Annotated in this window: 24 protein-coding genes and 1 tRNA gene; 15 read left to right on the top strand and 10 right to left on the bottom strand. The window is 67.8% G+C overall.

Annotation, left to right across the window (positions count from 1 at the left end; all coding sequences use genetic code 11):
* Nucleotides 1–90 precede the first annotated feature (90 nt).
* Entirely contained in the window at nt 91–1059 is a 969-nt protein-coding gene (locus AB6806_RS23330) for a TAXI family TRAP transporter solute-binding subunit (protein ID WP_038362881.1), read from the bottom strand.
* Nucleotides 1060–1316: 257 nt separating this feature from the next.
* On the opposite strand from AB6806_RS23330, the gene AB6806_RS23335 reads away from it, so the two are divergent.
* Genes AB6806_RS23335 through AB6806_RS23365 form a run of 7 tightly spaced genes read left to right on the top strand, consistent with a single transcriptional unit; the run spans nt 1317 to nt 6424 of the window.
* A complete protein-coding gene (locus AB6806_RS23335; protein WP_156115940.1) occupies nt 1317–1478 on the top strand; it encodes a hypothetical protein in 162 nt (53 codons plus the stop codon).
* A gap of 12 nt (nt 1479–1490) precedes the next feature.
* Complete coding sequence (gene aztA / locus AB6806_RS23340; protein WP_038362883.1) at nt 1491–2225, top strand: zinc ABC transporter ATP-binding protein AztA; 735 nt, start codon at nt 1491–1493, stop codon at nt 2223–2225.
* Between the two features lie 19 nt (nt 2226–2244).
* Nucleotides 2245–3120: a metal ABC transporter permease gene (locus AB6806_RS23345; RefSeq protein ID WP_112761733.1), complete on the top strand. Its 876-nt coding sequence runs from the start codon at nt 2245–2247 to the stop codon at nt 3118–3120.
* A gap of 36 nt (nt 3121–3156) precedes the next feature.
* Nucleotides 3157–4095, top strand: a complete 939-nt coding sequence (locus AB6806_RS23350) for a metal ABC transporter substrate-binding protein (RefSeq protein ID WP_370955646.1) — start codon at nt 3157–3159, stop codon at nt 4093–4095.
* 42 nt (nt 4096–4137) lie between these two features.
* On the top strand, nt 4138–5100 hold the full coding sequence (locus AB6806_RS23355) for a CobW family GTP-binding protein (RefSeq protein ID WP_113253480.1): 963 nt from the start codon (nt 4138–4140) through the stop codon (nt 5098–5100).
* A 14-nt stretch (nt 5101–5114) separates the two neighbouring features.
* A complete protein-coding gene (locus AB6806_RS23360) occupies nt 5115–6122 on the top strand; it encodes a WD40 repeat domain-containing protein (RefSeq protein WP_370955647.1) in 1008 nt (335 codons plus the stop codon).
* A gap of 5 nt (nt 6123–6127) precedes the next feature.
* Nucleotides 6128–6424: a hypothetical protein gene (locus AB6806_RS23365; protein ID WP_370955648.1), complete on the top strand. Its 297-nt coding sequence runs from the start codon at nt 6128–6130 to the stop codon at nt 6422–6424.
* 22 nt (nt 6425–6446) lie between these two features.
* Here AB6806_RS23365 and AB6806_RS23370 read toward each other — a convergent pair whose 3' ends face one another.
* A complete protein-coding gene (locus tag AB6806_RS23370) occupies nt 6447–7271 on the bottom strand; it encodes an OmpA/MotB family protein (protein WP_370955649.1) in 825 nt (274 codons plus the stop codon).
* 14 nt (nt 7272–7285) lie between these two features.
* Nucleotides 7286–8056, bottom strand: a complete 771-nt coding sequence (locus AB6806_RS23375; protein WP_038362894.1) for a motility protein A — start codon at nt 8054–8056, stop codon at nt 7286–7288.
* 140 nt (nt 8057–8196) lie between these two features.
* On the opposite strand from AB6806_RS23375, the gene AB6806_RS23380 reads away from it, so the two are divergent.
* The 3 genes from AB6806_RS23380 to AB6806_RS23390 all read left to right on the top strand — a co-directional run bounded on the left by AB6806_RS23380 (nt 8197) and on the right by AB6806_RS23390 (nt 12270).
* Nucleotides 8197–10014: a glucan ABC transporter ATP-binding protein/ permease gene (locus AB6806_RS23380; protein ID WP_142022856.1), complete on the top strand. Its 1818-nt coding sequence runs from the start codon at nt 8197–8199 to the stop codon at nt 10012–10014.
* A 55-nt stretch (nt 10015–10069) separates the two neighbouring features.
* Nucleotides 10070–11050 (top strand): TRAP transporter substrate-binding protein, encoded by a 981-nt coding sequence (locus AB6806_RS23385; RefSeq protein WP_038362896.1) that lies wholly within the window; start codon nt 10070–10072, stop codon nt 11048–11050.
* A 107-nt stretch (nt 11051–11157) separates the two neighbouring features.
* On the top strand, nt 11158–12270 hold the full coding sequence (locus tag AB6806_RS23390) for a calcium:cation antiporter (protein ID WP_112761738.1): 1113 nt from the start codon (nt 11158–11160) through the stop codon (nt 12268–12270).
* 18 nt (nt 12271–12288) lie between these two features.
* Here AB6806_RS23390 and aroB read toward each other — a convergent pair whose 3' ends face one another.
* Both aroB and AB6806_RS23400 read right to left on the bottom strand, forming a co-directional pair.
* Entirely contained in the window at nt 12289–13443 is a 1155-nt protein-coding gene (gene aroB, locus AB6806_RS23395) for a 3-dehydroquinate synthase (RefSeq protein WP_370955650.1), read from the bottom strand.
* Nucleotides 13440–14039, bottom strand: a complete 600-nt coding sequence (locus AB6806_RS23400) for a shikimate kinase (RefSeq protein ID WP_038362902.1) — start codon at nt 14037–14039, stop codon at nt 13440–13442. The genes aroB and AB6806_RS23400 overlap by 4 nt, the downstream gene beginning before the upstream one ends.
* A gap of 248 nt (nt 14040–14287) precedes the next feature.
* On the opposite strand from AB6806_RS23400, the gene AB6806_RS23405 reads away from it, so the two are divergent.
* Together AB6806_RS23405 and AB6806_RS23410 are read left to right on the top strand one after the other, a co-directional pair.
* Complete coding sequence (locus AB6806_RS23405; RefSeq protein WP_112761739.1) at nt 14288–14434, top strand: histidine kinase; 147 nt, start codon at nt 14288–14290, stop codon at nt 14432–14434.
* Nucleotides 14431–15360, top strand: a complete 930-nt coding sequence (locus AB6806_RS23410; RefSeq protein ID WP_038362904.1) for a site-specific tyrosine recombinase XerD — start codon at nt 14431–14433, stop codon at nt 15358–15360. Before AB6806_RS23405 ends, AB6806_RS23410 begins: the two co-directional genes overlap by 4 nt.
* 143 nt (nt 15361–15503) lie before the next feature.
* Here AB6806_RS23410 and AB6806_RS23415 read toward each other — a convergent pair whose 3' ends face one another.
* Nucleotides 15504–16202 carry a carbonic anhydrase gene (locus AB6806_RS23415; protein ID WP_038362906.1) on the bottom strand — a complete coding sequence of 233 codons (699 nt, stop codon included), beginning with the start codon at nt 16200–16202 and terminating at the stop codon, nt 15504–15506.
* 68 nt (nt 16203–16270) lie between these two features.
* Nucleotides 16271–16600, bottom strand: coding sequence for a DUF167 family protein (locus AB6806_RS23420; RefSeq protein ID WP_142022858.1), 330 nt, complete (start codon nt 16598–16600; stop codon nt 16271–16273).
* A 139-nt stretch (nt 16601–16739) separates the two neighbouring features.
* Between AB6806_RS23420 and AB6806_RS23425 the strand changes: the two genes are divergently transcribed.
* Nucleotides 16740–18233 (top strand): amidase, encoded by a 1494-nt coding sequence (locus AB6806_RS23425; protein WP_142022859.1) that lies wholly within the window; start codon nt 16740–16742, stop codon nt 18231–18233.
* An 80-nt stretch (nt 18234–18313) separates the two neighbouring features.
* Nucleotides 18314–19897 (top strand): ABC transporter substrate-binding protein, encoded by a 1584-nt coding sequence (locus AB6806_RS23430; RefSeq protein ID WP_038362913.1) that lies wholly within the window; start codon nt 18314–18316, stop codon nt 19895–19897.
* A gap of 121 nt (nt 19898–20018) precedes the next feature.
* On the opposite strand, the gene AB6806_RS23435 is transcribed toward AB6806_RS23430, so the two are convergent.
* Both AB6806_RS23435 and AB6806_RS23440 read right to left on the bottom strand, forming a co-directional pair.
* Entirely contained in the window at nt 20019–21614 is a 1596-nt protein-coding gene (locus AB6806_RS23435; RefSeq protein ID WP_210245689.1) for a gamma-glutamyltransferase, read from the bottom strand.
* A gap of 123 nt (nt 21615–21737) precedes the next feature.
* Nucleotides 21738–22028, bottom strand: coding sequence for a YggT family protein (locus AB6806_RS23440; RefSeq protein WP_038362916.1), 291 nt, complete (start codon nt 22026–22028; stop codon nt 21738–21740).
* Nucleotides 22029–22147: 119 nt separating this feature from the next.
* Here AB6806_RS23440 and AB6806_RS23445 point away from each other — a divergent pair.
* Nucleotides 22148–22223, top strand: a tRNA-Ala gene (locus AB6806_RS23445).
* Between the two features lie 250 nt (nt 22224–22473).
* Here the strand turns inward: AB6806_RS23445 and AB6806_RS23450 are convergent.
* Complete coding sequence (locus AB6806_RS23450) at nt 22474–24822, bottom strand: xanthine dehydrogenase family protein molybdopterin-binding subunit (protein ID WP_370955651.1); 2349 nt, start codon at nt 24820–24822, stop codon at nt 22474–22476.
* Nucleotides 24823–25043 lie beyond the last annotated feature (221 nt).

Here is a 25043-nt window from a genome sequence, read left to right on the forward strand (position 1 = left end):
GGGAGACCCGGGATCCATGCCGAAACGGTTCAGGCATGGATCCCGGATCGGCGGGATGACCGCGAAGGCGTCGGAAAGGCGAAAGACCGCTTACGAACCGACCTTCAGCCCCTTTTCCTTGAGGTAGCGCGCCGCGCCCGGATGCAGCGGGATCGGCATGCCGTCGAGCGCGCGCTCAAGCTTGATGTCCTTGCCGGCGGCGTGCGAGGCGGCGAGATCGCCCAGGTTCTCGAAGATATTCTTGGTCATCTGGTAGACCAGCTCGTCCTTCACGCCCTCATGGGTGACGAGGTAGTTCACCACGGCCGCCGTGTTCACCGCCGCGGTCTGGCCGGTATAGGTATTGGCCGGGATCGGGGTGCTGATGAAGGGCGGGCCCGCCTTGTCGATGACCGCCTTCGGAACCTCGACGACGTTGATCTCGATCGAGGTTGCGAGGTCGCGCAGCGAGGCGACGCCGAGGCCCGCCGATTGCAAGGTGGCATCGAGCTGGCGGTTCTTCATCAGTTCCACGGACTCGGCGAAGGGCAGGTATTCGACCTTGCCGAGATCCTTGTAGCCGAGGCCGGCCGCGGCGAGGATGGCGCGCGCATTGAGCTCGGTGCCGGATTTCGGCGCGCCGACCGAGAGGCGCTTGCCCTTGAGATCGGCCAGCGTCTTGATGCCGCTCTCCTTCGAGGCGACGATCTGGACATAGTTCGGATAGATCGCGGTGATGCCGCGCAGCTTCTTCAGCGGCGTCTTGAAGCCGGCCTCCTCGTCGCCCTTCCAGGCGGCGTCGAGCGAGTCGCCGAGCGTGAAGGCGATCTCGCCGCGGCCCTGCTGCAGCAGCACGAGGTTCTCGACCGAGGCCTTGGTCGCCTGCACGGTCGGGCGGACGTTCGGGATCTTCTCGCCATAGATCTTCGAGAGCGCGACGCCCATCGGATAATAGACGCCGGAGGTGCCGCCGGTGAGGATATTGATGAATTCCTGGGCACGGGCACCCGCCGGCGCGGCGGCAAGCAGAACGGCAGCGGCAAGGCCGGCGAGGCGCCGGCCGCGGAACAGCGTTTTCATGGAAGCTCCCTGAATCTGCCCGGCTCGAACGGTGGGCTTGCCTTGAGTTGTAAGCAGGATGCCGGCCGAGGAAAAGCGCAAGACATGGCTTTCGCTTGCGCCTTTAGCCCAATTACCGAGGGTGATTCTTGCCGAAGCTCGCATCCGGCCAGGGCTCGACCCGCGTATCTCATCCCGGCAGGCTGGAGCTTCGCGAGGCGTGCACAAGCCGCGAAGATCGCTTGTGCCGTCGTCGATGTAATATTATATCGTCTCACATGGCTCACGCGCACGACCATGGCCACAGTCACGCCGCCTCGCAGGCCGTCTCGGATGATCCGGGCTGGTCGCTGTTGCGCCTGTCGGCCTGGAATCGCGTCGGGCTGGCCGCTGTCGTCGTCGTCCTGCTCTGGGCCGCGACGCTGGCCGTGATCGCCTGAAGGAAGTTCGCGTTGTCCGCCATCCGCCTCACCGACCTGACCTTGGGCTATGACCGTCACCCGGCGATCCACCATCTCTCCGGCGAGGTCGCCACGGGGAGCCTGACCGCGATCGTCGGGCCCAACGGTGCCGGCAAGTCGACGCTGCTCAAGGGCATCACCGGTACCTTGCTCCCGCTCGCCGGCGGCATCTCGCTCGCCAAGGGCAAGCGGCTCGCCTATCTGCCGCAATCGGCCGAGCTCGACCGCTCCTTCCCGATCCATGTCTATGATCTCGTCGCGATGGGCTTGTGGAGCCGCGCCGGCATCTTCGGGCGGATCGGGGCGGGCGTCGCCCACAAGGTCGAGCACGCCATCGCGGCGGTGGGGCTGACCGGCTTCGAGCGCCGGCCGATCGGCACGCTCTCCGGCGGGCAGATGCAGCGTGCGTTGTTCGCGCGGCTCCTGCTGCAGGACGCCGAAATCATCCTGCTCGACGAACCCTTCACCGCCATCGACGCGCGCACCACCGCCGATCTGCTGGCGCTGGTCCAGCGCTGGCATGGCGAGAGCCGCACCGTCGTCGCGGTCCTGCACGACATCGAGACGGTGCGCCGGGCCTTTCCGCAGACGCTGCTGCTGGCGCGCGAGGCCGTCGCCTGGGGGGCCACCGCCGATGTGCTGACCCCCGAGAATCTGCTCAAGGCGCGCCGCATGGTCGAAGCCTTCGACAGCCACGCCGCTCCCTGCCAGCGCGACGCGGCGTAACGCTTTTCCGGTCAGGCCGATGCTCTACGATCTCTTCATCGGCCCCTTCGCCGAATTCGACTTCATGCGCCGTGCGCTCGTCGGCGTGACGGCGCTGTCGGTCTCCGGTGCGCCGATCGGCGTCTTCCTGATGCTCAGGCGGATGAGCCTGACCGGCGATGCGATGGCCCATGCCATCCTCCCGGGCGCGGCCTTGGGCTATCTCGTCGCCGGCTTCTCGCTGCCGGCGATGACGATCGGCGGGCTGGCCGCCGGCTTTGCCGTGGCTCTGCTCGCCGGTGCGGTGGCGCGCGCGACGGTGCTGAAGGAAGACGCCTCGCTCGCCGCCTTCTACCTGATCTCGCTGGCGCTCGGCGTCACCATCGTCTCGCTGCGCGGCTCGGCGATCGATCTGCTGCATGTCCTCTTCGGCAATGTGCTGGCGCTCGACAACGACGTGCTGATCCTGCTCGCGGGCGTCGCGACGGTTTCGCTCACGGCGCTGGCGGCGCTCTACCGGCCGCTGGTGCTGGAATGCGTCGATCCCGGCTTCCTGCGCTCGGTCAGCCGCTCCGGCGGCTTCGTCCACCTGACGTTCCTCGCGCTCGTGGTGCTCAATCTCGTCGCCGGTTTCAACGCGCTCGGCACCTTGCTCGCCGTCGGCATGATGATGCTGCCGGCGGCGGCGGCGCGGTTCTGGACGGCGGACATCACGCGGCTGCTGATGCTGGCGACCGGCTTCGGCATGGTCGCCGGCTATGCCGGCCTCGTCGTCTCCTATGCGGCGGGCTCGAGCCTGCCGGCCGGCCCGGCGATCATTCTCGCGGCCGGTTGCCTCTACATTCTCTCGCTTCTGCTCGGCTCGCAGGGCGGGCTTGCGCGGCGCGCCTTGATTCGGCCCCATCTTGAAAGATAGAAACGTTATATCGTTTCATTTCGAGCGGAGAGTTTCATGCCTAACCGTCGCAGCATCGTCGCCTATCTGGTCGCGGGGCTCTCCCTCGCGGCATTGCCCACCGCCGCTTTCGCGCAGGAGAAGCTGCCGGTGGTGGCGAGCTTCTCGGTGCTGGCCGATTTCGTGAAGCAGGTTGGCGGCGAACGGGTCAGCGTGACCTCGCTCGTCGGGCCGAATGGCGACGCGCATGTCTATTCGCCGACGCCGGCCGACGCCAAGGCGATGGCGGCGGCGAAGCTCGTCGTCATCAACGGCCTGCATCTCGAAGGCTGGCTGCCGCGCCTGATCAAATCCTCCGGCACGAAGGCGACGGTCGTGACCGCGACCAAGGGCATCAAGCCGATCGAGGCGGCCGAGGAAGAGCATGATGCGAAGGGCGGGCACGGCCACGATCATGGCCATGACGATCCCCATGCCTGGCAGGACATCGCCAATGCCCGCATCTACGTCGCCGATATCCGCGATGCGCTCGGCGCCGCCGATCCGGCCGGCAAGGCGGTCTACGATGCCAATGCCACGGCCTATCTGGCCAAGCTCGATGTCGTCGAGGGCGAGGTGAAGGCGGCGGTCGCGCGCATCCCGGCCGACCGGCGCAAGGCGATCACCACGCACGATGCCTTCGGCTATTTCGTCAAGGCCTATGGCATCGAATTCATCGCGCCGCAGGGCGTCTCGACGGAATCCGAGGCCTCGGCCAAGGACGTCGCTCGCATCATCCGCCAGATCAAGGCGCAGAAGGTGCCGGCCGTCTTCCTCGAAAACGTCACCAATCCCCGCCTGATCGAGCAGATCGCCAGGGAATCCGGCGCCCGGATCGGCGGCACGCTCTACTCCGACGCGCTTTCCGACGCCTCGGGCCCGGCGGGGACTTACATCGACATGATGAAGCACAATATAAGCGAGATCGAGAAGGCGCTCGCCGCCGGCCCGGCCTGACGGCCAGCCGCTCCCGAGGCCACCAGCCATCAGGTTGCAATCATGTCCGAAAAGATCCCCGTCACGGTGCTCACCGGCTATCTGGGCGCCGGCAAGACCACGCTGCTGAACCGCATCCTCACCGAGGAGCACGGCAAGAAATTCGCCGTCATCGTCAACGAGTTCGGCGAGGCGGGGATCGACGGAGACCTCATCGTCGGTGCCGATGAGGAAATCTTCGAGATGAACAACGGTTGCATCTGCTGCACCGTGCGCGGCGACCTGATCCGCATCCTCGACGGGCTGATGAAGCGCAAGGGCAAGTTCGACGCGATCATCGTCGAGACCACCGGTCTCGCCGATCCCGCGCCGGTCGCGCAGACCTTCTTCGTCGACCAGGATGTCGGCGACGCCACCCGCCTCGACGCGGTCGTCACCGTCACAGACGCCAAATGGCTGAAGGACCGGCTGAAGGACGCGCCCGAGGCGAAGAACCAGATCGCCTTCGCCGATGTCATCATCCTCAACAAGACCGACCTCGTCTCGGCGGATGAGTTGGCCGAGGTCGAGGCGCAGATCCGCGCGATCAACCCCTATGCCCGGCTCGAGAAGGCCGAGCGCTGCAATGTCGAGATCGCATCGCTGCTCGACCGCAAGGCCTTCGACCTCGACCGCATCCTCGACATCGAGCCGGATTTCCTCGAGGCCGGCCATCACCATCACCATGCCGAGGATGTGCGCTCGATCTCGCTGACGATCCCCGGCGACGTCGATCCGGAGAAGTTCATGCCCTGGATCAACGAGATCGCCCAGATCCAGGGCCCCAGCATCCTGCGTTCCAAGGGCATCCTCGCCTTCAAGGACGAGCCGCGCCGTTTCGTCTTTCAGGGCGTGCACATGATCCTCGACGGCGACCTGCAGCGCGACTGGAAGGCCGGCGAGAAGCGCGAGAGCCGGCTGGTGTTCATCGGGCGCGGACTCAACGAGAACGAGTTGCGCAAGGGGTTTGAAGCCTGCGCGGCGTGAGTTAAAGCCGCGTCATGGCTACTTTGACCCAACCCACCTCGCTGCGCGAGCATGTCGTCCCCATCGCGGCGGGAGACCATGTCGTCGCCACCCGCTGGCTGAAGCAGGGGCTCGTCTTCGCGCTGGCCGACGGGCGCGTGCTGCGCTGGCGCGACGGCGCGACCGACAGCGTCGAGGCCCATGCCGGCGGCATCCTCTGCGCGACCGGCGACAATGAGCGGCTGATCTCGGGCGGGGATGACGGGCGCGTCGTCGCAACGCGGTTCGAGGGCGAGCCGGAAGAGCTGGCGAAGGATCCGAAGCGGCGCTGGGTCGACGCGATCACGCTGTCGCCTTCGGGCCATCTCGCCTGGAACACCGGCAAGACGGTCCATGCCCGCGACGAGAAGGGCCGCGTCCGCACGCTGGAGGCCGCGAGCACGCCGCAAGGCCTCGTCTTCGCGCCGAAGGGTTATCGCCTCGCCGTCGCGCAGATGAACGGCGTCTCGCTCTGGTATCCGAACACCGAGGCGAAGCCGGAATTCCTCGACTGGAAGGGCTCGCATCTCGACGCCGCCTGGTCGCCGGACGGGCGCTTCGTCGTCACCTCCATGCAGGAAAACGCGCTGCATGGCTGGAAGCTCGGTGACAGGCCGGGCCATATGCGGATGACCGGCTATCCGGCCAAGCCGCGCTCGCTGTCCTGGTCGCATGACGGGCTCTGGCTCGCGTCCAGCGGAGCGGACGGCGCGATCGTCTGGCCCTTCCAGGGCGACGGGCCGCAGGGCAAGGCGCCGCGCGAGTGCGGCGTGCGCCATGCCCGCGTCACCCGCGTCGCCTTCCATCCCGGCGCGCTGGTTCTGGCGATCGGCTATGACGATGGCTGCATCCTGCTGGTGCGCCTGACCGACGGCTCCGAATTGCTGGTACGGCCGGCCGAGCGCGGCAGCGGCATCAGCGCCTTCGCCTGGGACAAGGCCGGCAAGCGCCTCGCCTTCGGTGCCGAGGACGGTGCCGCCGGCGTGCTGACGCTGCCGGCTTAGGCACGATGCGCTTCGGGCTCTTCGGCAAGGGCGAGGCCCGCAAGGATGACGGCGTGAAAGCCGAGGCGAAGGCCGTGGCCGAAAGCCTGAAGAGGCAGGTTCGCGAGTTGCTCGGCCTGCCCGAGACGACGGTGATTGCCGTCAACGAGATCCTCTGCGCCGATCCGAGCTGTCCGGGCACCGAGACGGTGATCCTGGTGATGCAGCCCGGCGCGAAGACGCAGGCCTACAAGCTGCAGATGGCGATGGCCGAGGTGACGGATGCGGCGCTGGCGGAGGCGCTCCGTCATACTGGGGCTTGACCGCGGTACTTGATCGCTATTCTCAGGGCTTCAGCCCTTGCGGCAGCACCGGCGCATCCGCCTTCAGCACGATCCCGACCCGCCGGTTATAGGGCAGATAGGGGTTGTCCTTGATCAGCGGCTCGATATCGCCCTTGCCGGTGACGGAGAGGAAGCGCTCATTGGGCACGCCGGCACCGGCGAGAAGCGCGCGCACGGCGTTGGCGCGGGCGACGGAGAGGCCCCAGATATCGCCTTCGGGCGGCTGGCCGGGGCGGGGCGTCGCGCTGTGGCCGGAAATGGCGATCTTGTTGGACATGCGCCGCAATGTCGGGGCGATGGCGGCGAGCACCTTGCGCATGCGCTCGTTGGGCTGGGCCGAGCCTTCCGCGAACATCGCGCGGCCCTCCTGATCGACGAGCTGGATGTCGATGCCGGCCTCGGAGACCTCGACGAGGACGTTGCGCGAGACCTCGGCGATCTCCGGCATGTCGCGCAGCGCTTGCCTCAGCGAGGCGGCAGCGAGCGCGAAGCCGCGATCGTAGGTCGCGGAGATCAGCCCGTCTTCCTTCTGGTTGTTGTGGTTGGGCGCGGTGTTGTCGGAGGCGTCCTGCAGCGGGCGGATATAGGCGTTCTTGATATGCGTCTTGGTCGGGATGCCGTCGAGCTCGACGATGCCGGCGAGCCGCACGTCGCTTTGCGTGCCGAAGGCGTCGCGCATCGAGCCGGCGACGATCTGCATCTTCTGCTTGTCCTGGCTCGAATAGGCGGCGACCATGACGAAGAACGCCATGAGCAGCGCCATCAGATCGGCAAAGGTCACGAACCAGCCGTGGCCGCCGTGACCGCCGCGTTTTTTCTTCGCCATGGCCTAGAGCCCGGTCATGCCGCTGCCGCCATCTCTGCGCGATGGTGGTCGGGCAGGTAGGCCAGCAGCATCTCGCGCACCAGCGTCGGGCTCTTGGCGTCGCGCATCTGCAGCACGCCGTCGATGATCAGCGTGCGCGAGATCTCCTCTTCCTCGAGCTTGATGTGCAGCTTGTCGGCGATCGGCAGCGTGAACATGTTGGCGACCATGGCGCCGTAGAGCGTCGCCAGCAGCGCCGTCGCCATGGCCGGGCCGAGCCTGGAGGGGTCGGACATGTTGGCGAACATCGTCACCATGCCGAGAATCGTGCCGATCATGCCCCAGGCGGGGGCGCAGTCGCCGATGGCGCGGTAGACCTTGGAGCCTTCGTCGAGCCGCTGCAGGAAGTTGTCGCGGTCCCGCTCCATCGTGTCGCGGATGAAGTCCTTGTCGTAGCCGTCGGCGATGTAGCGCAGCCCCTGGGCGAGGAACGGGTCGGAGACCTCGACATTCTCGAGCGCGACCGGGCCGCTCTTGCGGGCGATCTCGGCGACGCGCGTGATCTCGTCGATCAGCTCGCGGGGATTGACGGAACGCATGGTGAAGGCGAAGCGGACGCCCATCGGCAGGCCGTGCGCGATCACCGAAAACGGAAAGCGCAGCATGGTGGCCGCGCTGGCACCGCCGAAGATGATGATCGCGGCGTGCTTGTCCCAATAGGCGGCGAAATTGCCGCCATCGATCAGGATCAGCGCGACGATCGTCGCGATACCCCCCAGAATACCTGCGCCGGTGGCGAGATCCATAAGAGCACCCTGATGCACGCGCTGCTCCGGGGTCGCGGGCCGGGGCTTTCCGCAGTGCGAGACCATAAGAGGTGTGGTTTGAACGAAGCGTTAAGGTTTGGGTGCTTGCCCCGGCGAAACGCTCCGTTAAGAGTCGGCCGATGTCGCTGCTTGCCCTCTATGCCCGCGTCCTCGGCGAACTCGGCCCGGAAAGGCGGCTGGGCGTCGTGCTGGCGCTCGCCAACATCCTGCTGGCGGCCGTGGCCTTCGCCGAGCCGATGCTGTTCGGCGCGCTGATCGACCGGCTGACGACGATCCAGTCCTCCGGCGGCAAGCTGACCTGGGACAGCATCGACATCCTGATCCTGGCCTGGGTCGGCTTCGGCCTCGCCAATATCGGGCTCGGGGTCTTCGTCGCGCTCCATGCCGACCGGCTCGCGCATCGGCGCCGGCTCGCGGTGATGGCGCAGTATTTCGAGCATGCGCTGACCCTGCCGCTCGCCTATCACACGCAGACGCATTCCGGCCGCGTCCTCAAGGTGATGCTCGACGGCGCCAGCGCGATGTGGGGGCTGTGGCTCTCCTTCTTTCGCGAGCAATGCGCCTCGATCGTCGCGCTGTTCGTGCTGCTGCCCTTCACGCTCTGGAAGAACTGGCAGCTCGGCCTGCTGCTGATCGGCCTCGTCGTGCTGTTCGGCGCGCTCACCGGCTTCGTGCTGCGCCGGACCGACCAGCTCCAGCGCAATGTCGAATCCTATCATTCGAGCCTGGCCGAAAAAGCCTCGGATGCGCTCGGCAACGTGCCGGTGATCCAGAGCTTCACCCGCATCGAGGCGGAGGTGCGCGGCCTGCGCTCGACCATCACGAGCCTGCTCAACGCGCAATTGCCGGTGCTGTCCTGGTGGGCGGTGGCGAATGTCGCGACCCGGGCCTCGGCGACGCTGACGGTGCTGGCGATCTTCATCGTCGGCACCTGGCTGCTGATGCACGGCCAGACGACGGTGGGCGAGATCGTCACCTTCATGGGCTTCGCCACCATGCTGGTCGGGCGTCTCGAGCAGATCGTCGCCTTCGTGAACTTCATCTTCATGCAGGCGCCGAAGATGCGCGAGTTCTTCGAGGTGCTCGACACGGCGCCGACGGTGCGAGACCTGCCGAACGCGCCCGATCCCGGCCGGCTCGTGGGCGCGGTCGCCTTCGAGGACGTGTCCTTCTCCTATGACGGCAAGCGCACCGCGGTGCGCGACGTCTCCTTCGCGGTGAAGCCGGGCGAGACGATCGCGGTGGTGGGCTCGACCGGCTCGGGCAAGTCGACCACGCTCGGGCTGCTGCACCGTGCCTTCGACCCGCAATCGGGCCGCATCGCCATCGACGGCCTGGACATCCGCGAGATCTCGCTGTTCTCGCTCAGGCGCAATATCGGCGTCGTCTTTCAGGAGCCGATGCTGTTCGCCCGTTCGATCCGCGAGAATCTGCAGGTCGGCAAGCCCGATGCCACCGATGCCGAGATGATGGAGGCGCTCGACCGCGCCCAGGCCGCCGAGGTGATGGCGCGCCAGCCGGACGGGCTCGACACGCTCGTCGGCGAGCGCGGCCGCACCTTGTCCGGCGGCGAGCGCCAGCGCCTCTCAATCGCCCGCGCGTTGCTCAAGAACCCGCCGATCCTGATCCTCGACGAGGCGACCTCGGCGCTCGATGCCGCGACCGAGGTCAAGCTGCAGAAGGCGCTGGAGGAGGTGATGAAGGGGCGCACCACCTTCGTCATCGCGCATCGGCTCGCGACGATCCGCAACGCCGACCGCATCCTCGTCTTCGAGCAGGGCGAGGTCGAGGAGATGGGCACCTTCGACGAGCTGGTCGCCAAGGGCGGGCGCTTTGCGGCGCTGGCGCGGGCGCAGTATCTGGTCGCCGACAAGCCGGCCGCCGAGCTGGTGGCGGAGACTCCGAGCCCGCTGGCGCAGAAATTGCGGGCGGATTGACGGAGGGACGCCCCTCTTGCTGGAATGCTCCGGCACAGCAAAAAGAGGGTTTCTCATGCGTTGGCTCGCGGCTGGTTTTCTCGTCTCCGGCCTCCTTCTCGGTGCGGGCGCTGCCCTGGCGCAGACGACCTGGGACATGCCGACGGAATATCCGGAAACGGCGATCCCTGGCGAAGGCGTCGCGACCTTCGCCAGGCTGGTCAATGAACGATCCGGCGGGCGCCTGACGATCCGCCCCAGCTACGATGCCAAGCGCGGCATCAAGTCGGCGCAGATGATCGCCGCCGTGCAGAAGGGCGAGGTCGCCGCGGGTGACGCCTTCGCCGGAGCTCTCGGCGCGGTCGATCCGCTGTTCGGCCTGTCCTCGCTACCCTTCCTGGCGACCTCGATCGCCGATGCCCGCCGCCTGACCGATCTGGCGCGGCCGGTCTATGAGAAGAAGCTCGCCGGTTTCGGCCAGAAGATCCTCTACACCACGCCCTGGCCGGCCTCGGGCATCTGGTCGAAGGCGCCGCTCGATTCGGCGGCTGACCTCACAGGCCTGTCGATCCGGACCTATGACGCGACCTCGACCGCGGTGATGGACGCGGCAGGCGCCAAGGCGGCCAATCTCTCCTTCGCCGATGCGATGCCCAAAGTGAAGGACGGCTCGGTCACGGCCGTGCTCTCCTCCGGAGATGGTGGCGCGGGGCGCAATCTCTGGGACTTTCTGCCTCACTTCACCGAAGTGAACTACGCGATGCCGATCTCGCTCGCGACGGTCAATCTCGCAGCCTATGAGGCACTGCCGGCCGATCTCAGGCAGGTCGTCGACGCGGCTGCGAAGGATACGGAAGCGCGGCAATGGGCCGCGATCCGCACGCGGCTCGACGAGAACTATGCTCGCATGCGGGCCAACAAGGTCTCGATTCGTGCCGATGTGCCGGCGGATGTCGCGCAAACCCTGGCCAAGGCCGGGCGTGGTGCCATCGAGAGCTGGCGCCGCAGCACTGGAGCCGACGGGGCCACCCTGCTCGATCAATACGATAGGAAATAGCGACGGATGGCAGAAGGATCGTCGCAGCTCAGGGCGACCGTCGAGACAGCGTCGAGCGATTATGCGACAATCACCGCCTTGCCGTCGAAAATCAGAGCCATTTCAGCATGATGTTGTTTCGCCTCGCCTGTGCCTGGGCTTCCGTTGTCGCTTTCCAGCTGTTCGGCGACAGCCTGCTCGGCCAGCTTGGCGCGCCGCTGCCGTCGCTGCTGGTCTTTCTCTGGCTGCTCGCCGTGATCATCTGGTCCGCGTTCGGGGTGGTGCATGAGGCGGAGGAGCTGGCGGAGCGGCTGGGCGAGCCTTACGGCACGCTGATCCTGACGCTGTCGATCGTCATCATCGAGGTCGCGCTCGTCGGCGCCGTGATGCTGGGCGCCAAGGGCGCGCCGACGCTCGGCCGCGACACCATGTTCGCGGTGCTGATGATCGTGCTCAACGGGGTGGTCGGCATCGGGCTCCTGATCGGCGGCCTCAGGCATTTCTCGCAGCGCTACAACCTGAAAGGCGCCTCCGCCTATCTCGCGGTCATCATCCCGCTGACGGTGATCCCGCTCTTCCTGCCGAATTTCACGACCTCGACCACGGACGGGACGCTGACCTCCTTCCAGGCGGTCGCCTTCTCGATCTTCACCCTGGCGCTCTACGGCGCCTTCCTCATCCTGCAGACCGGCCGCCACAGCGCGTTCTTCCACGAGCCGGCGCCGGAAGGCGAGGTGTCCGCTGCCGCGGCCGTCGCAGAAGGGGGCGAAGCCTCGTCCTCCACGGCGCGGGAAATCCTGCCGCGCATCGGGCTGCTGCTGGCGAATATCCTGCCCATCGTGATCCTGTCGAAGAGCCTCGCCGCGGTGCTGGATTTCGGCATCGTCAAGCTCGGCGCGCCGACGGCTTTGGGCGGCATCCTGATCGCGATGGTGGTGTTCACGCCGGAATGCATCGCCGCGCTCAAGGCGATCACCGGCAATCAGCTCCAGCGCGCCATCAATCTGTGCCTGGGTGCCGCCGCCTCGACGCTCGGCATGACCGTGCCGGCCGTGCTGCTGATCGGCGTCTTCACCGGCCAGCCGGTGGTGCTCGGCCTGTCGGCGACCAATATGGTGATCGCCGCGATGACCCTGCTGCTCTCGACGCTGACCTTCACCGGCACGCGCACGACCATGCTGGAAGGCGCGGTGCATCTGGCGGTGTTCTTCGTCTTCATCGTGCTGGTGTTCAGCCCGTAGGCCGATCCGGCAACGCGATCAGTGCGCCGCGCCGTTGGCGGCGAGCTCGGCTTCGAGGAACCCCTTGACCTCCTCGGCCGCGACGCCGGGCGCGATGAAGCTCTTGCCGATGCCGCGGGCGAGGATGAAGGTCAGCGCGCCGCGCTTGACCTTCTTGTCCTGCGCCATGGCGGCGAGGATTTCCTCGGCGCTGCCGGCCCCGCCCGGAACCTGCTGCAACCGGCTCGGCAGGCCGACATGGTCGAGATGGCGGGCGACGCGTCCCGCATCCTGGCCGGAGCAGAGCTCCAGCCGCTGCGAGAAGCGGAAGGCGAGCGCGAGCCCGATGGCGACAGCCTCGCCATGGACGAGGCGGCGGGAATCGTAGCCCGTCAGCCGTTCCAGCGCGTGGGCGAAGGTATGGCCGAGATTGAGGAGGGCGCGGTCGCCCTCCTCGCGCTCGTCGCGGGCGACGATCGCCGCCTTGGCGCGGCAGGAGACGGCGACGGCGTGGTCGCGTTCCGGGCCGCCGGCGATGACGCGGCCCCAGTTGGCCTCGCACCAGTCGAAGAAGGCGGGGTCGTCGATCAGCCCGTATTTCACCACCTCGGCATAGCCGGCCTTGAACTCGCGCTCGCTCAGCGTGTCGAGCAAGGCGGTGTCGGCGATGACGAGGGCCGGCTGGTGAAAGGCGCCGATCAGGTTCTTGCCGTGCGGCGAGTTGATGCCGGTCTTGCCGCCGACGGAGGAATCGACCTGCGAGAGCAGGGTCGTCGGAACCTGGATCAGGCGCACGCCGCGGCGCAGCACCGCCGCGGCGAAGCCGGTGAGGTCGCCGACGACGCCGCCGCCGAACGCGATGACGAGGTCGTTGCGCTCGATCTTCGCCGCCAGCAGGGCGTCGCAGAGCGCGACGAACTGGGCATAGGATTTGGAGGCTTCGCCCGGCGGGATGGTGATCCGGGTCGCCGCGATGCCTTCCTGCTGCAGGCAGGTCTCGAAGGCCGCGCCATGGAGCGCAGCGACGCTCTCGTCGGTGACGAGGGCGGCGCGGGCGCCGGGCGCGAAGGCGGCGATCAGCGCCGCCGCCTCGCAGAGCTGGTGGCGCCCGATATGGATGTCGTAGCCGCGGCCCTCGAGCGCGACGGGGACGACGATGCGGGCCCCGGTTTCGCGGGACATGGTGGCGTTCATGATTCAGCGACTCCGCCAGCCGCGACGCCAAGGTAGCGTTCCAATGCGGCGACAATTTCACCGACGATGACCTCATGGGGCTCGTCGCGCGACTGGATGGTGAGATCGGCCAGCGCATAGACCGGCTCGCGCTGGGCCAGCATGGCGCGCAGCGTCGCCTCCGGATCGGCCGTCTGCAGGAGCGGGCGGTTCGAGCGCTTGCGCACGCGGCGCATCAGCACGTCCGGCTCGGCCTTCAGCCAGACCGAGACGCCGAGCTCCTTCACCCGGACGCGGGTCTCGGCATTCATGAAGGCGCCGCCGCCGGTCGCGAGCACCAGGGGCGCCTGCGTCGTCAGGATGCGGCTGATCACGCGCCGCTCGCCGTCGCGGAACTCGGCCTCGCCGCGCTGCGCGAAGATTTCGGGGATCGACATGCCGGCTGCGGTCTCGATCTCGATATCGGCGTCGACGAAGCCCATGCCGAGACGGCTGGCGAGCCGCCGGCCGATCGAGCTCTTGCCCGAGCCCATCATGCCGATCAGCACGACGGCACGGCGGCCGAGCGCGCCACGTAAATCGACGGTTTCCGGAGCTGGGATGGTTTCGACGGTCATGCTGGCTCGTTTCCTCGGGCGGGGATGTAGCACGCAGCGACGGCCTGCGTCATGCCTCTGTCACGCCTCGTCCGGCCCGATTTCGAAGAGTTTTACGCATCGCTGTGGCGTGCTTGCCCTTGCGCCGGCCGGGCGGCATCGCGGATAACAGTGGTGCGCCGACAACTGCGCGCGCATCGGCCCTCGACGCGGCATGCGGTTTTCGGACAAGGCCGGTGCCGTAAAGCAAGAGCGAAAGTTCGCCAGACGTGCCGACCCTGTTCCGGTTCCTGTTCTTCGTCGCCGTCATCGCCGGGCTGGTCTTCGCGGGCATGATCGCGCTCGTCACCTTCGTCCAGCCGGTGCAGCGCGAGATGGTCGAGATCGTGCCGCCGGCGAGGCTGCAGCCGAAATGAGCCGGATCCCGCGCCAGCGCCTCAACACCTTCCTCGACATGCTGGCGGCCGAGCGCGGGGCGGCGCGCAACACGCTCGATGCCTATGAGCGCGATGTCTCGGATTACCTCGTCTTCCTCGCCGGCAAGCCACTGGAGAGCGCGACCTCGGACGATATTCGCGGCTGGCTCGCCGATCTGGCGGGGCGGGGGCTGAAGGCGTCCTCGGCGGCGCGAAGGCTCTCGGCCGTCAGGCAGTTCCACCGCTTCCTCTATACGGAGGGGCTCTCCGGCAGCGACCCCACGGCCGCGATCGCGGGGCCGCGTCAGGGCCGGCCGCTGCCCAAGGTCGTGTCCGTCGGCGATGTCGACCGTTTGCTCGGCGCGGCGCGCGAGGCCTGCGAGCGCGAGGGGCTGACGCAGGCCGCCCGGCTGAGGGCGCTCAGGATGCGCTGCCTCGTCGAGATGCTCTATGCGACGGGCTTGCGCGTCTCGGAGCTGATCGCGCTGCCGCTCTCGGCCGCGACGACGCGCGAGCGCTTCCTGATCGTGCGCGGCAAGGGCGACAAGGAGCGGCTGGTGCCGCTGAACGAGGCGGCGCGTGCCGCCGCCCGCGCCTGGCTCGACGCGCTGCGCGAAGCCGGGCAGGTGGATGGCCGCTGGCTTTTTCCGTCAGACGGCGAAAGCGGGCATCTGACCCGCCAGGCCTTCGGGCGCGAGCTCAAGGCGCTGGGTGGCGCGGCCGGGCTGCCGGGCGCATCCTTGAGCCCGCATGTCCTGCGCCATGCCTTCGCCAGTCACTTGCTGCAGAACGGCGCCGATCTCCGCGTGGTGCAGGAACTGCTCGGCCATGCCGACATCGCCACCACCCAGATCTACACCCATGTGCTCGACGAGCGCTTGAAGAGCCTGGTGCGCGATCTCCATCCGCTGGCGGATGGGGATTGATACGGGCGTACAGGCGTCATTCTCGGGCGGAGCGAAGCGTAGACCCGAGAAACTCTTACAGAAGGGGCGCCTGCGCCTCCGTGTCGTGAGATGCTCGGGGGCAAGCCCGGGCATGACGCGCGATGCTCCGCCAGCTCGGCGGCCTAACCCTCGATGCAGCGGATCTGCTGGACCCGCTTGGGCATCTCGCCGACGGCGGGGATGAACTGCCCGGTCGCGGGGTCGAGGATCATCAGCACGCCGGTCGCCACTGCGAAATAGGCGCCGTGCAGATGCAGCCGGCCCTTGCTTTCGAGGATCTGCACGCAGGGGAAGGTACGCAGATTGGCGAGCGATTGCTGGATCGAGGCGAGTTCCAGCCGGTGCAGGTAGTCGTCGAAGCTTTCGTTGCGGCCGCGCCCGCCGGTGCGTTCGGCGGCCGGCCCGATCAGGGTGATCCATTTGCCGATGAAGTCGCCGGGCGAGAGCGCCTCCTGGCTGTCGTCGGCGAAGGCGCGGATGCCGCCGCAGCGGCCATGGCCGAGCACGACGATATGCTCGACCTTGAGCGCCTGGATCGCATATTCGAGCGCGGCCGAGGTGCCGTGAAGCTGGTCGTCCGGCGCGAAGGGCGGCACGAGATTGGCGATATTGCGGGCAACGAACATCTCGCCCGGCCGCGCATCGAAGATGACCTCCGGCGAGACGCGCGAATCGCAGCAGCCGATCAGCATGATCTTCGGCGTCTGGCCGTTCTCGCCGAGTTCCTCGTATCGGTCCTTCTCGCGGATGAAACGATCGTCGAGGAAGGTGCGATAACCTTCCGTGAGCCGCTGGGGAAAGGGGGCCGCGGGCTTGTCCATGGCCCTGTCGAACAGGAAAGCGAGGCGTCCGTCAAGCGGATGCTGCGCTGCGGCAATGGAAGCGAGGATCAGGCGGCGGCGAATCGTGCCCGCAACCGCGCCGCCAGCACGGCCGGATCGCCTTGCAGGGCGACGGTTTTCAGCCGGGCGGTGGCGCCGGCCGCGATCGTGACCTGAGAGCGCGGCAGCCCGAATTCCTTCGCGACCAGCGCGACCAGGGCGGCGTTGGCCTCGCCCTCGCTCGGGGCGGCGCGGACGCGCGCCTTCAGCACGGCGCGGCCATCGGCGAGCGTCTCGACGCCGTCGAGCGCGTCGCGCCCGCCGCGTGGCGTGAGCCGCACCGAGACTTGCACGCCGCTGGGCGTCTCCCGCCAGAACGGGCTCGCCGCCTTGCTCACCGGCTCGCCCTTGTCCGAAGGTCAGCCATGCGCGCTTCGGTCATGGACATTCCGCTTTCGTTTTTCCTACGCTGTCACACCGGACGCTCGGCGCCCGGCATAACGCTTGCTGAGGGGCAGGCACAATGGAGACCATGCCTTGACTGAACCCTGCGACCTCACCGCCGTCACCGCGCGCGCCCTGATCGGCGCCAAGAAGCTCTCCGCCCGCGAACTGCTCGAAAGCTGCATCCGCCGCATGGATGCGATCGACCCGGCCGTGAACGCCATGGTGGCGCGCGACGACGAGGCCGCCCGCAAGGCCGCGGCGGCGGCCGACGAGGCGACGGTGCGTGGAGAGGCGCTCGGCGCGCTGCACGGCCTGCCGGTCGGCATCAAGGATCTGGAGAATGTCGCGGGCCTGCGCACGACCTATGGCAGCCCGCTCTATCGCGATTTCGTGCCGAAGCAGGACCAGCTCATCGTCGCCTCCGTGCGCAAGGCCGGCGCGATCATCGCGGGCAAGACCAACACGCCGGAATGGGGGGCGGGCGCCAATACCCGCAATGCCGTCTATGGCGTGACCGGCAACCCCTTCGATCCGACGAAGAGCGCGGCCGGCTCGTCGGGCGGCTCGGGCGTCGTGCTGGCGACCAATATGGTGCCGCTCGCCACCGGCTCCGACACGGGCGGCTCGCTGCGCAACCCGGCGGCTTTCAACGGCATCGTCGGCTTCCGGCCGTCGCCGGGGTTGGTGCCCAGCGAGAAGCGCGCGCTCGGCTGGACCCCTCTTTCCGTGCTCGGGCCGATGGCCCGCAACGTGCCGGATCTGTGCCTGCTGCTCTCGACCATGGTCTCCGATGACGCGGCCGATCCGCTGGCGACGACGATCCATGGCAGGACGGTGCGGCGGCCGGAGGATTTCGCCCGGCCGGACGCCATCGACCTCGCCTCGCTCAAGGTCGCGCTGACACCGGATTTCGGCTTCGCGCCGACCGAGCGCCTGATTCGCGAAACCTTCGCCGAAAAGACCGGCGCCTTCAGCCACCTCTTCCGTGCGGCCGAGGCGGCGACGCCGGATTGCGAAGGCACCGACGAGGTCTTCGAGATCCTGCGGGCGGTCGCCTTCCTCGCCGGACATCACGACAAGGTGCGCGACACGCCGGATCTGGTCGGGCCGAATGTCCGCGCCAATGTCGAGGAGGGGTTGGGCTATTCCGCGCTCGACGTGACCCGGGCGATGAAGCAGCAGACGGCGATCTATCAGCGCTGGCAGCATTTCTTCGCCGATTACGACGTCATCCTGTCGCCGGCGATGACGCTGAGCCCGCGACCCTGGAGCGAGCTCTATCCGGCCGAGATCGACGGCAAGCCGACGCGGACCTATTTCCACTGGCTCGCCATGGCCTATGCGGTCACGGTCGTCGGCCATCCCGCCATCTCGCTGCCGGTCGGGCTCGACCGCAACGGCATGCCCTTCGGCCTGCAGATCGTCGGCCCGCGCGGCGGCGACGCCAAGGTTCTGGCGGTCGCAGCGGCGCTGGAGGCGCAGCTCGCCGGCGATCCGCTGACGGCCCGGCCCGTGCCCGACCTCGCCAGGCTCGCCAAGGCCCGCCCGATCAGCGAGAGCCCGAATTTCATGGGCTTCGACTGATGGATGGGCCAAGATCGGCCACGGCCGGCAATGACCGCCCACGCACCAGCAAAGATCAACCATAAAAGGGGAGAACGCAGATGAGACGTCGTGAATTTTTGATGGGTACGGCAGCGCTCGGGCTTGCCGGCCCGCTGCTGCCGGAGCAAGCCAGCGCGCAGGCATCGGCGACACTGATGAAGTTCGTGCCGCAGGCCAACCTCTCGGCGCTCGATCCGATCTGGACGACCGCGACCGTGACCAACAACCATGCCTATTACGTCTTCGACATGCTCTACGGGGCCGACGAGAACCTGAAGCCCCAGCCGCAGATGGCGGAGGGGCACGAGGTTTCCGCCGACGGCAAAACCTGGCGCATCAAGCTGCGGGAAGGGCTGACCTTCCATGACGGAACGCCGGTCAAGGCCGCCGACTGCGCCGCCAGCGTCAAGCGCTGGACCCAGCGGGACCCTTACGGCCAGCTGCTGGGCCGGGCTGTCGAGGAATGGGGCGCGCCTGACGAGCGCACGATCGAGATCAAGCTCAAGCGGCCCTTCCCGCGGATGCTGGAATGCCTGGGCAAATCCGACCAGCCGCCGGTGATCATGCCCGAGCGCCTGGCGAAGACCGATGCGAACACGCAGGTGACCGAGATGGTCGGCTCCGGTCCCTACAAGTTCGTCCCAGCGGATTATGTCTCGGGCAGCCGCGTCGCCTATGAGAAGTTCGAGGCCTACAAGCCGCGCAGCGAGCCCGCGAGCCGCAATGCCGGCGGCAAGGTCGCCTATTTCAAGCGCATCGAATGGAACATCCTGCCGGACCCCGCGACGGCGGCGGCGGCACTGACCCGAGGCGAGGTCGACTGGTGGGAGCGGCCGCTCGCCGATTTGCAGCCGATGCTGTCTGGCAATGCCGACATCAAGCAGGAGGTGATCGACAAGGCCGGCCGCGGCGCGATCATGCGCCTCAACCATCTTCAGGCGCCCTTCAACAATCCGAAGATCCGGGCGGCCGTGCGCATGGCGGTGAAGCAGGAAGACTATATGCGCGCGACCCAGGGCGACGACACCACGCTCTGGCAGACCTGCCGCAGCCTGTGGTGGCGCGGTACGCCCTATTATGCCGGCGAGCAGGAAGACCTGATGCCGCAGAGCCTCGACAAGGCGAAGGCGGCGCTGAAGGAATCCGGCTACAACGGCGAGAAGGTCGTCATCATCAATCCGACCGACTTCCCGGATATCGGGCCGCTGGGCGAGGTGACCTTCGAATTGCTGAAGAAGCTCGGCATGAATGTCGAGATGGCGGCGAGCGACTGGGGCACCGTGGTCCAGCGCCGCGGCAGCCGCGAGGCGGTCGAGAAGGGCGGCTGGAGCATCTTCCACACCACCGGCTCGGCGATCAGCTGGGGCGACCCGGCCCAGTCCACGATCGTCCGTGGCCAGGGTGAGAAGGGCTGGTTCGGCTGGTGGAAGAGCGACAAGGCCGAGGAACTCGCCGAGGCCTGGCTCTATGCCGCCGACGAGGCGGCGCAGCGCAAGACCGCCGGGGAACTGGGCCGGCTGGCGCTGGAGGAGGTCGCGACGGTCCCGCTTGGCCAGTTCTTGAGCCGCACCGCCTATCGCAAGAACATCACCGGGATGCTGGCGGGCTCGGCGCCCTATCCCTGGGGCGTGAAGCGCAGCTGAGCGCGGTCATCACTGCGAGAACAGGAAAAGGCGGCCGGGTGGCCGCCTTTTCTTATTCCGGAGTTCGATCTTTGCGGGATGACGGCGTGTTTTCGAACAAACACGGCACGCCGCAAGACGATCAGCGCTGCGCCGCCACAGCCGCCGACCAGGGCGAAGCCGCGTCGCTCGACCCCTCGGCGCCGTTCCGGTCGACGCGGATGAAGTTCGGGCAGGCGAAGTTGATCGGCAGCACGGCGTGCTCGGCGAGCGCGGTCGGTCCGGCTGCCTCCAGCGCGGCGAGGGTCTCGGCCGGCAGGCGCGGATCGGCGCTGGTCGAATCGGGGCCGGAGACGTCGATGCGCGGCTGATGGGCGTTTGCCTCGGCCTCCATCCCGAAATCGAGCTGCCAGGCCAACGTCTGGTAGACGCTGGCGAGGATGCGCCGCCCGCCCGAGGAGCCGGCCGCGAGGCGCGGCCAGCCGCCGTCCTTCGGCGTGACGACGACCGGGCACATGTTGCAGAGCGGCCGGGCGCCCGGCGCGATGGCGTTGGCGCTGCCGGGGCGGGGATCGAACCACATCATGCCGTTGTTCATCAGCACGCCGGTCGAGGGCAGCACGACGCGGCTGCCCATCGAGGAGAGCAGCGTCGTGGTGACAGTGACGAGGTTGCCGTCGCGGTCGACCACGGTGAGATGGGTGGTGCAGGTATCGCCGGGCTCCTTGGCCGCGGTGGCGGCGCCGAGCCCGTCCAGCCGCTCGCGATAGGCCTGCCGCATCACGCGCGAGAGCTGCGCGAACCAGGCCGCGGACGGACCGCTCCCATCGGTCGGGGCGTCGGCCATGCCGGCGATGACCCGTTCCAGCGTCGGCGCGGCGGTCAGCCCGCCGGCGGTGTGGATGAGATGGCTGCCGCGCCAGGCGATGCTCGGCGCCTCGCGAATCTCGGCCTTGCAATCCGCCAGATCCTGCGCGTCGACCACGCCGCCAGCGGACGCGATGTCGGCCGCGATACGCCGCGCGATGTCGCCCCGGTAGAAATCGTCGAGCCCGGCTTGCGCCAGCCGCTCCAGCGTCGCCGGCAATTCGCCCAGCACCATGAAGCCCGGCGAGCCCTGATAGGGCGGCACCGGCGGCAGGCCGCCGGGGAGGTAGATCCGTGCGCTCTCCTCATAGAGGCGAAGCACCGAAGCCGAGGAGGCGACCTTGAGCGTCGTGTACCAATCGGCCGGCAAGCCGCGCTTCGCGAGCGCGATGGCGGGGGCGAGCAGGTCCGCCAGCGGCAGCGCCGAGCCGAAGGCCTCCTTCAGCTTCGCGTAGCCCGCGATCGAGGAGGGGATGACGAAGGAGAGCGGGCCGTGGATGTTCCGATCGCCGACGACCTCGGGCCAGGTGAAGAGATCCTTCTTCATCGCGCCGGTGAGGGGGTAGTCGGCGGGGTCGGCCCGGCGCGGCGCGACCGGCCCGAAATCGACGACCTGCGCGCGGGTCTCGCCCGCCTTGAGCACGACGGCGAAGCCGATGCCGCCCAGCCCGCTGTTCCAGGGTTCGACGGCGGCGAGCGCGAAACAGGCCGCGACGGCGGCATCGGCCGCGTTGCCGCCCTGTTCGAGGATCGCCGTGCCGGCCTCGGCCGCCTCCCGGCTCTGCGAGACGACGATGCCGTGCCGGCCGCGTGCGGCGGGCTTCGTCAGGTGCCAGTTCTGGCTGCGATAGGGGGTGGTGGGGGTGAACACGGGCGGCCTCCGGAAGCTGACGGCGGCCGCATGTTGCATGGGCCGGCCCGGGAGGTCGAATGCATCCTGCCCGCCCGCGGGTCGCGTCCTGCGCAGGGCGCTCCCGGGTGGAGCCGCTTCGCGTCAGAAGACGTTGGGGTAGATGTAGCGGATGATCACGCTCTGGATGAAGTAGATGATCAGCAGCAGGATGATCGGCGAGATGTCGATGCCGCCGAGATTGGGCAGCCGCTGGCGGATCGGCCGCAGCGCAGGCTCGGTCATGCGGTAGAGCATGTCCCAGACGGTGGCGACGAACTGGTTGCGGGTGTTGATGACGTTGAAGGCGATCAGCCAGCTCAGAACGGCCGAGGCGATCAGAATCCACACATAGATCTGCAGCGCGAGCAGAACCACGTCGAGAACGGCACGCATCGGTCTTCCTTTTAGGCCTGTCCGGAGAGGTTGCCGCAGAATATCGCCGACACCTGCCGAAAGAGGCAAGGGAGACGATTGACATTCACGCGACGCACGGCCTAGAAGGCCAGCGCCTTGGGGCTGTAGCTCAGATGGGAGAGCGCTGCAATCGCACTGCAGAGGTCAGGGGTTCGAATCCCCTCAGCTCCACCAAGGCCTAACTCCCGTCACCGCTGTCGAGACCGTGCCCGCGTGGCGTGGTGAAGATCGGGCTTTTGAAGCCGATTCTCCTGTTGCGGTGCGCGTGGGGGGCACCGGCCCCAAACCCGGCCATCGATCGGAACCGAACTCCGTCGTCGCGATCCGCAAGCCGGCAGCGAATCGCGCCTGTGTTCGTCCCGGCCTGTCGCCATGTCGATGCCAACGCGACCTGTCGGTGCGACGGGGCCTTCGGCCCCGCCGGTCAAGCGTGGCCGCCGCGCTCGTGGATGATCCGCCAGATCGCGAGGGGCGTCGCCGGCATGTCGACATGATCGACGCCATAGGGCGAGAGCGCATCGACGATCGCGTTCATCACCGAGGGTAGCGAGCCGGCGCAGCCGGCCTCGCCGCAGCCCTTGGCGCCGACCCGGTTGGTGCGGGTGGGAACGCCCTGGCTGATGAAGGTGAAGAACGGCACATCCGCCGCGCGCGGCATGGCGTAGTCCATGAAGGAGCCGGTCATGAGCTGGCCGGCCTCGTCATAGCTGGTCATCTCGTAGATCGCCTGCCCGATGCCCTGCACGACCCCGCCATGCAACTGCCCCTCGACGATCATCGGGTTCACCAGCGTGCCGAAATCGTTGACCATGACATAGCCGGCGATCTCGACCTGCCCGGTGTCCGGATCGATCTCGACCTCGGCGATATGGCAGCCATTGGGATAGGCCGAAGGCGCGGCCTTGAAGACATGGTCGACATCCAGCGTCGCGGGGAGATCATCAGGCAGGGAGGCGGACGTCCTCACCCTTGCGGCCAGCTCCATGATGCCGATCGAGCGGTCGGTTCCGGCGATGCCGAAGCGGCCCTCGGCGAATTCGATGTCGGGGAGGCCGGCCTCCAGGAAATGGGCGGCGAGAACCTTGCCCTTCTCGACGACCTTCTCGCTCGCCTCGATGATCGCCGAGCCGCTCGCCATGATCGATTTCGAGCCGCCGGTGCCGCCGCCGGCGATCAGCCTGTCGCTGTCGCCCTGTACGAGGCGGATCTTGTCGAAGGGCACGCCGAGCTGGCTCGTCAGCACCTGAGCGAAGGGCGTCCAGTGGCCCTGGCCGTAATCGAGCGTGCCGGTGACGATGGTGACGGTTCCGTCCGGCTCGAAATGGATGCCGCCCATCTCGTTCGTCGGCGGTGCGGTGACCTCGAGATAGCAGCCGATGCCGCGGCCGCGCAGTTTCCCGGCCTTGCGGCTGGCGCGTTCGCGGGCCCGGTAGCCCTTCCAGTCGGCCGCCTCCAGCGCCCGGGCGAAGAGCGCCGGGAAATCGCCGCTGTCATATTGCGTCCCGATCGGCGTGGTCCAGGGCAGCTTGTCCGTGGGGATCAGGTTGCGCTGCCGGAGCACGGCCTTGTCGATCTTCATCTCGCGGGCGGCGGCATCGATCAGCCGCTCCATGAAGTAATTGCCCTCGGGGCGCCCGGCGCCGCGATAGGCCGCGATCGGCACGGTATTGGTGACGGCGCAGCGGGTCGCGACCTCGACCAGCGGCGTGCGGTACATGCCGACGCTGTTCTTGCCGATGTTGAGCGTCGCCATCATCGGCCCGACCGAGGAGAGATAGCCGCCCATATTGCCGAAGCCGGTGAAGCGCGTCGCCAGGAAGCGGCCGCGCGCATCGAGCGCGAGCTCGGCCTCGAAGGCCATGTCCCGGCCGTGATGGTCGGAGACGAAGCTCTCCGCGCGCTGGTCGGTCCATTTCACCGGCTTCTTCAGCAGCCGCGCCGCGTGCAGCAGCACGACATATTCGGGAAATACCGAGGCCTTCATGCCGAAGGAGCCGCCGACATGGCCGGTGACCAGCCGCATCCGCCCTGCGGGAACACCCATCGCCGCGGCGAGGTTGTTGCGCATGCCGAAGGCACCCTGGCTCGGGGCATGGAGCGTGTAGCGGCCGGTCTTGCGGTCATAGGCGCCGATCGCGGCACGGGGCTCGATCGGGTTCACCACGATGCGGTTGTTGACGATCCGCAACTTCGTGACATGCGCGGCCTCGGCGAAGGCCGCGGCGACCTTGGCGGCGTCGCCGAAATGATAGTCGAGGACGAGGTTACCGGGGACGTCGTCGAAGAGCTGCGGCGCGCCGGGCTCAAGCGCCTCCTCCGCCGAGGTGACGGCCGGGAGGATGTCGATATCGAGTGCCACCGTCTCGGCCGCGTCGCGGGCCTGCGCGGGCGTGCGGGCCACGACCATCGCCACGGGGTCGCCGACATAGCGGACCTTGTCGATGGCCAGCGCCTTCCGCACCGGCTTCCTCAACGGCGTTCCGTCGCGGCTGGTCATGTCGAGCTGGCATTTCAGCGTGCCGTAGCCCTGGCCTTCGAGATCATCGGCCGTGTAGACCGCGACGACGCCCTTCATGGCCCGCGCCGCCGAGACGTCGATCTCGCGGATGATGCCATGGGCATGCGGGCTGCGAACGAAGGCGGCGTGAAGCTGCCCCTCCAGAGAGAGGTCGTCGGTGTAGCGCCCCTCGCCCCGGACGAGGACCGCATCCTCGTTGCGCGGCAGCGACTGGCCGATTCCGACCGGGGTGGCGGAGTGGGCGGCTTGGGACACGCGCATGTTCATGACTGGGTACCGCGATCGAAACAGAACGCGGCTACACTGGCGCAAAAGCGCGGCGCGCGCTTTGCAGATGCGGCATGGCCGATACCCGCTCGCGGATCGCGGCGCGGCGCTTCGAGGTGCCCGGCTGGGGCTTATTTCTCGACGAAGGCCTTTTCGATGACGTAGTCGCCGGCCTCGCCGTGATTGCCTTCCTCAAGGCCGCGCTCGGC

This window comes from Allobosea sp. RCC_152_1 (assembly GCF_041360765.1).
In the GTDB taxonomy this organism is placed as follows: Bacteria; Pseudomonadota; Alphaproteobacteria; order Rhizobiales; family Beijerinckiaceae; genus Allobosea; species Allobosea spartocytisi.

What these genes read in the sequence shown, in the direction of transcription:
- AB6806_RS23330 (WP_038362881.1), bottom strand. Translation starts at nt 1,059, where the DNA reads ATGAAAACGCTGTTCCGCGGCCGGCGCCTCGCCGGCCTTGCCGCTGCC.
- AB6806_RS23335 (WP_156115940.1), top strand. Translation starts at nt 1,317, where the DNA reads ATGGCTCACGCGCACGACCATGGCCACAGTCACGCCGCCTCGCAGGCC.
- AB6806_RS23345 (WP_112761733.1), top strand. Translation starts at nt 2,245, where the DNA reads ATGCTCTACGATCTCTTCATCGGCCCCTTCGCCGAATTCGACTTCATG.
- AB6806_RS23350 (WP_370955646.1), top strand. Translation starts at nt 3,157, where the DNA reads ATGCCTAACCGTCGCAGCATCGTCGCCTATCTGGTCGCGGGGCTCTCC.
- AB6806_RS23355 (WP_113253480.1), top strand. Translation starts at nt 4,138, where the DNA reads ATGTCCGAAAAGATCCCCGTCACGGTGCTCACCGGCTATCTGGGCGCC.
- AB6806_RS23360 (WP_370955647.1), top strand. Translation starts at nt 5,115, where the DNA reads ATGGCTACTTTGACCCAACCCACCTCGCTGCGCGAGCATGTCGTCCCC.
- AB6806_RS23365 (WP_370955648.1), top strand. Translation starts at nt 6,128, where the DNA reads ATGCGCTTCGGGCTCTTCGGCAAGGGCGAGGCCCGCAAGGATGACGGC.
- AB6806_RS23370 (WP_370955649.1), bottom strand. Translation starts at nt 7,271, where the DNA reads ATGGCGAAGAAAAAACGCGGCGGTCACGGCGGCCACGGCTGGTTCGTG.
- AB6806_RS23375 (WP_038362894.1), bottom strand. Translation starts at nt 8,056, where the DNA reads ATGGATCTCGCCACCGGCGCAGGTATTCTGGGGGGTATCGCGACGATC.
- AB6806_RS23380 (WP_142022856.1), top strand. Translation starts at nt 8,197, where the DNA reads ATGTCGCTGCTTGCCCTCTATGCCCGCGTCCTCGGCGAACTCGGCCCG.
- AB6806_RS23385 (WP_038362896.1), top strand. Translation starts at nt 10,070, where the DNA reads ATGCGTTGGCTCGCGGCTGGTTTTCTCGTCTCCGGCCTCCTTCTCGGT.
- AB6806_RS23390 (WP_112761738.1), top strand. Translation starts at nt 11,158, where the DNA reads ATGATGTTGTTTCGCCTCGCCTGTGCCTGGGCTTCCGTTGTCGCTTTC.
- aroB (WP_370955650.1), bottom strand. Translation starts at nt 13,443, where the DNA reads ATGAACGCCACCATGTCCCGCGAAACCGGGGCCCGCATCGTCGTCCCC.
- AB6806_RS23400 (WP_038362902.1), bottom strand. Translation starts at nt 14,039, where the DNA reads ATGACCGTCGAAACCATCCCAGCTCCGGAAACCGTCGATTTACGTGGC.
- AB6806_RS23410 (WP_038362904.1), top strand. Translation starts at nt 14,431, where the DNA reads ATGAGCCGGATCCCGCGCCAGCGCCTCAACACCTTCCTCGACATGCTG.
- AB6806_RS23415 (WP_038362906.1), bottom strand. Translation starts at nt 16,202, where the DNA reads ATGGACAAGCCCGCGGCCCCCTTTCCCCAGCGGCTCACGGAAGGTTAT.
- AB6806_RS23430 (WP_038362913.1), top strand. Translation starts at nt 18,314, where the DNA reads ATGAGACGTCGTGAATTTTTGATGGGTACGGCAGCGCTCGGGCTTGCC.
- AB6806_RS23440 (WP_038362916.1), bottom strand. Translation starts at nt 22,028, where the DNA reads ATGCGTGCCGTTCTCGACGTGGTTCTGCTCGCGCTGCAGATCTATGTG.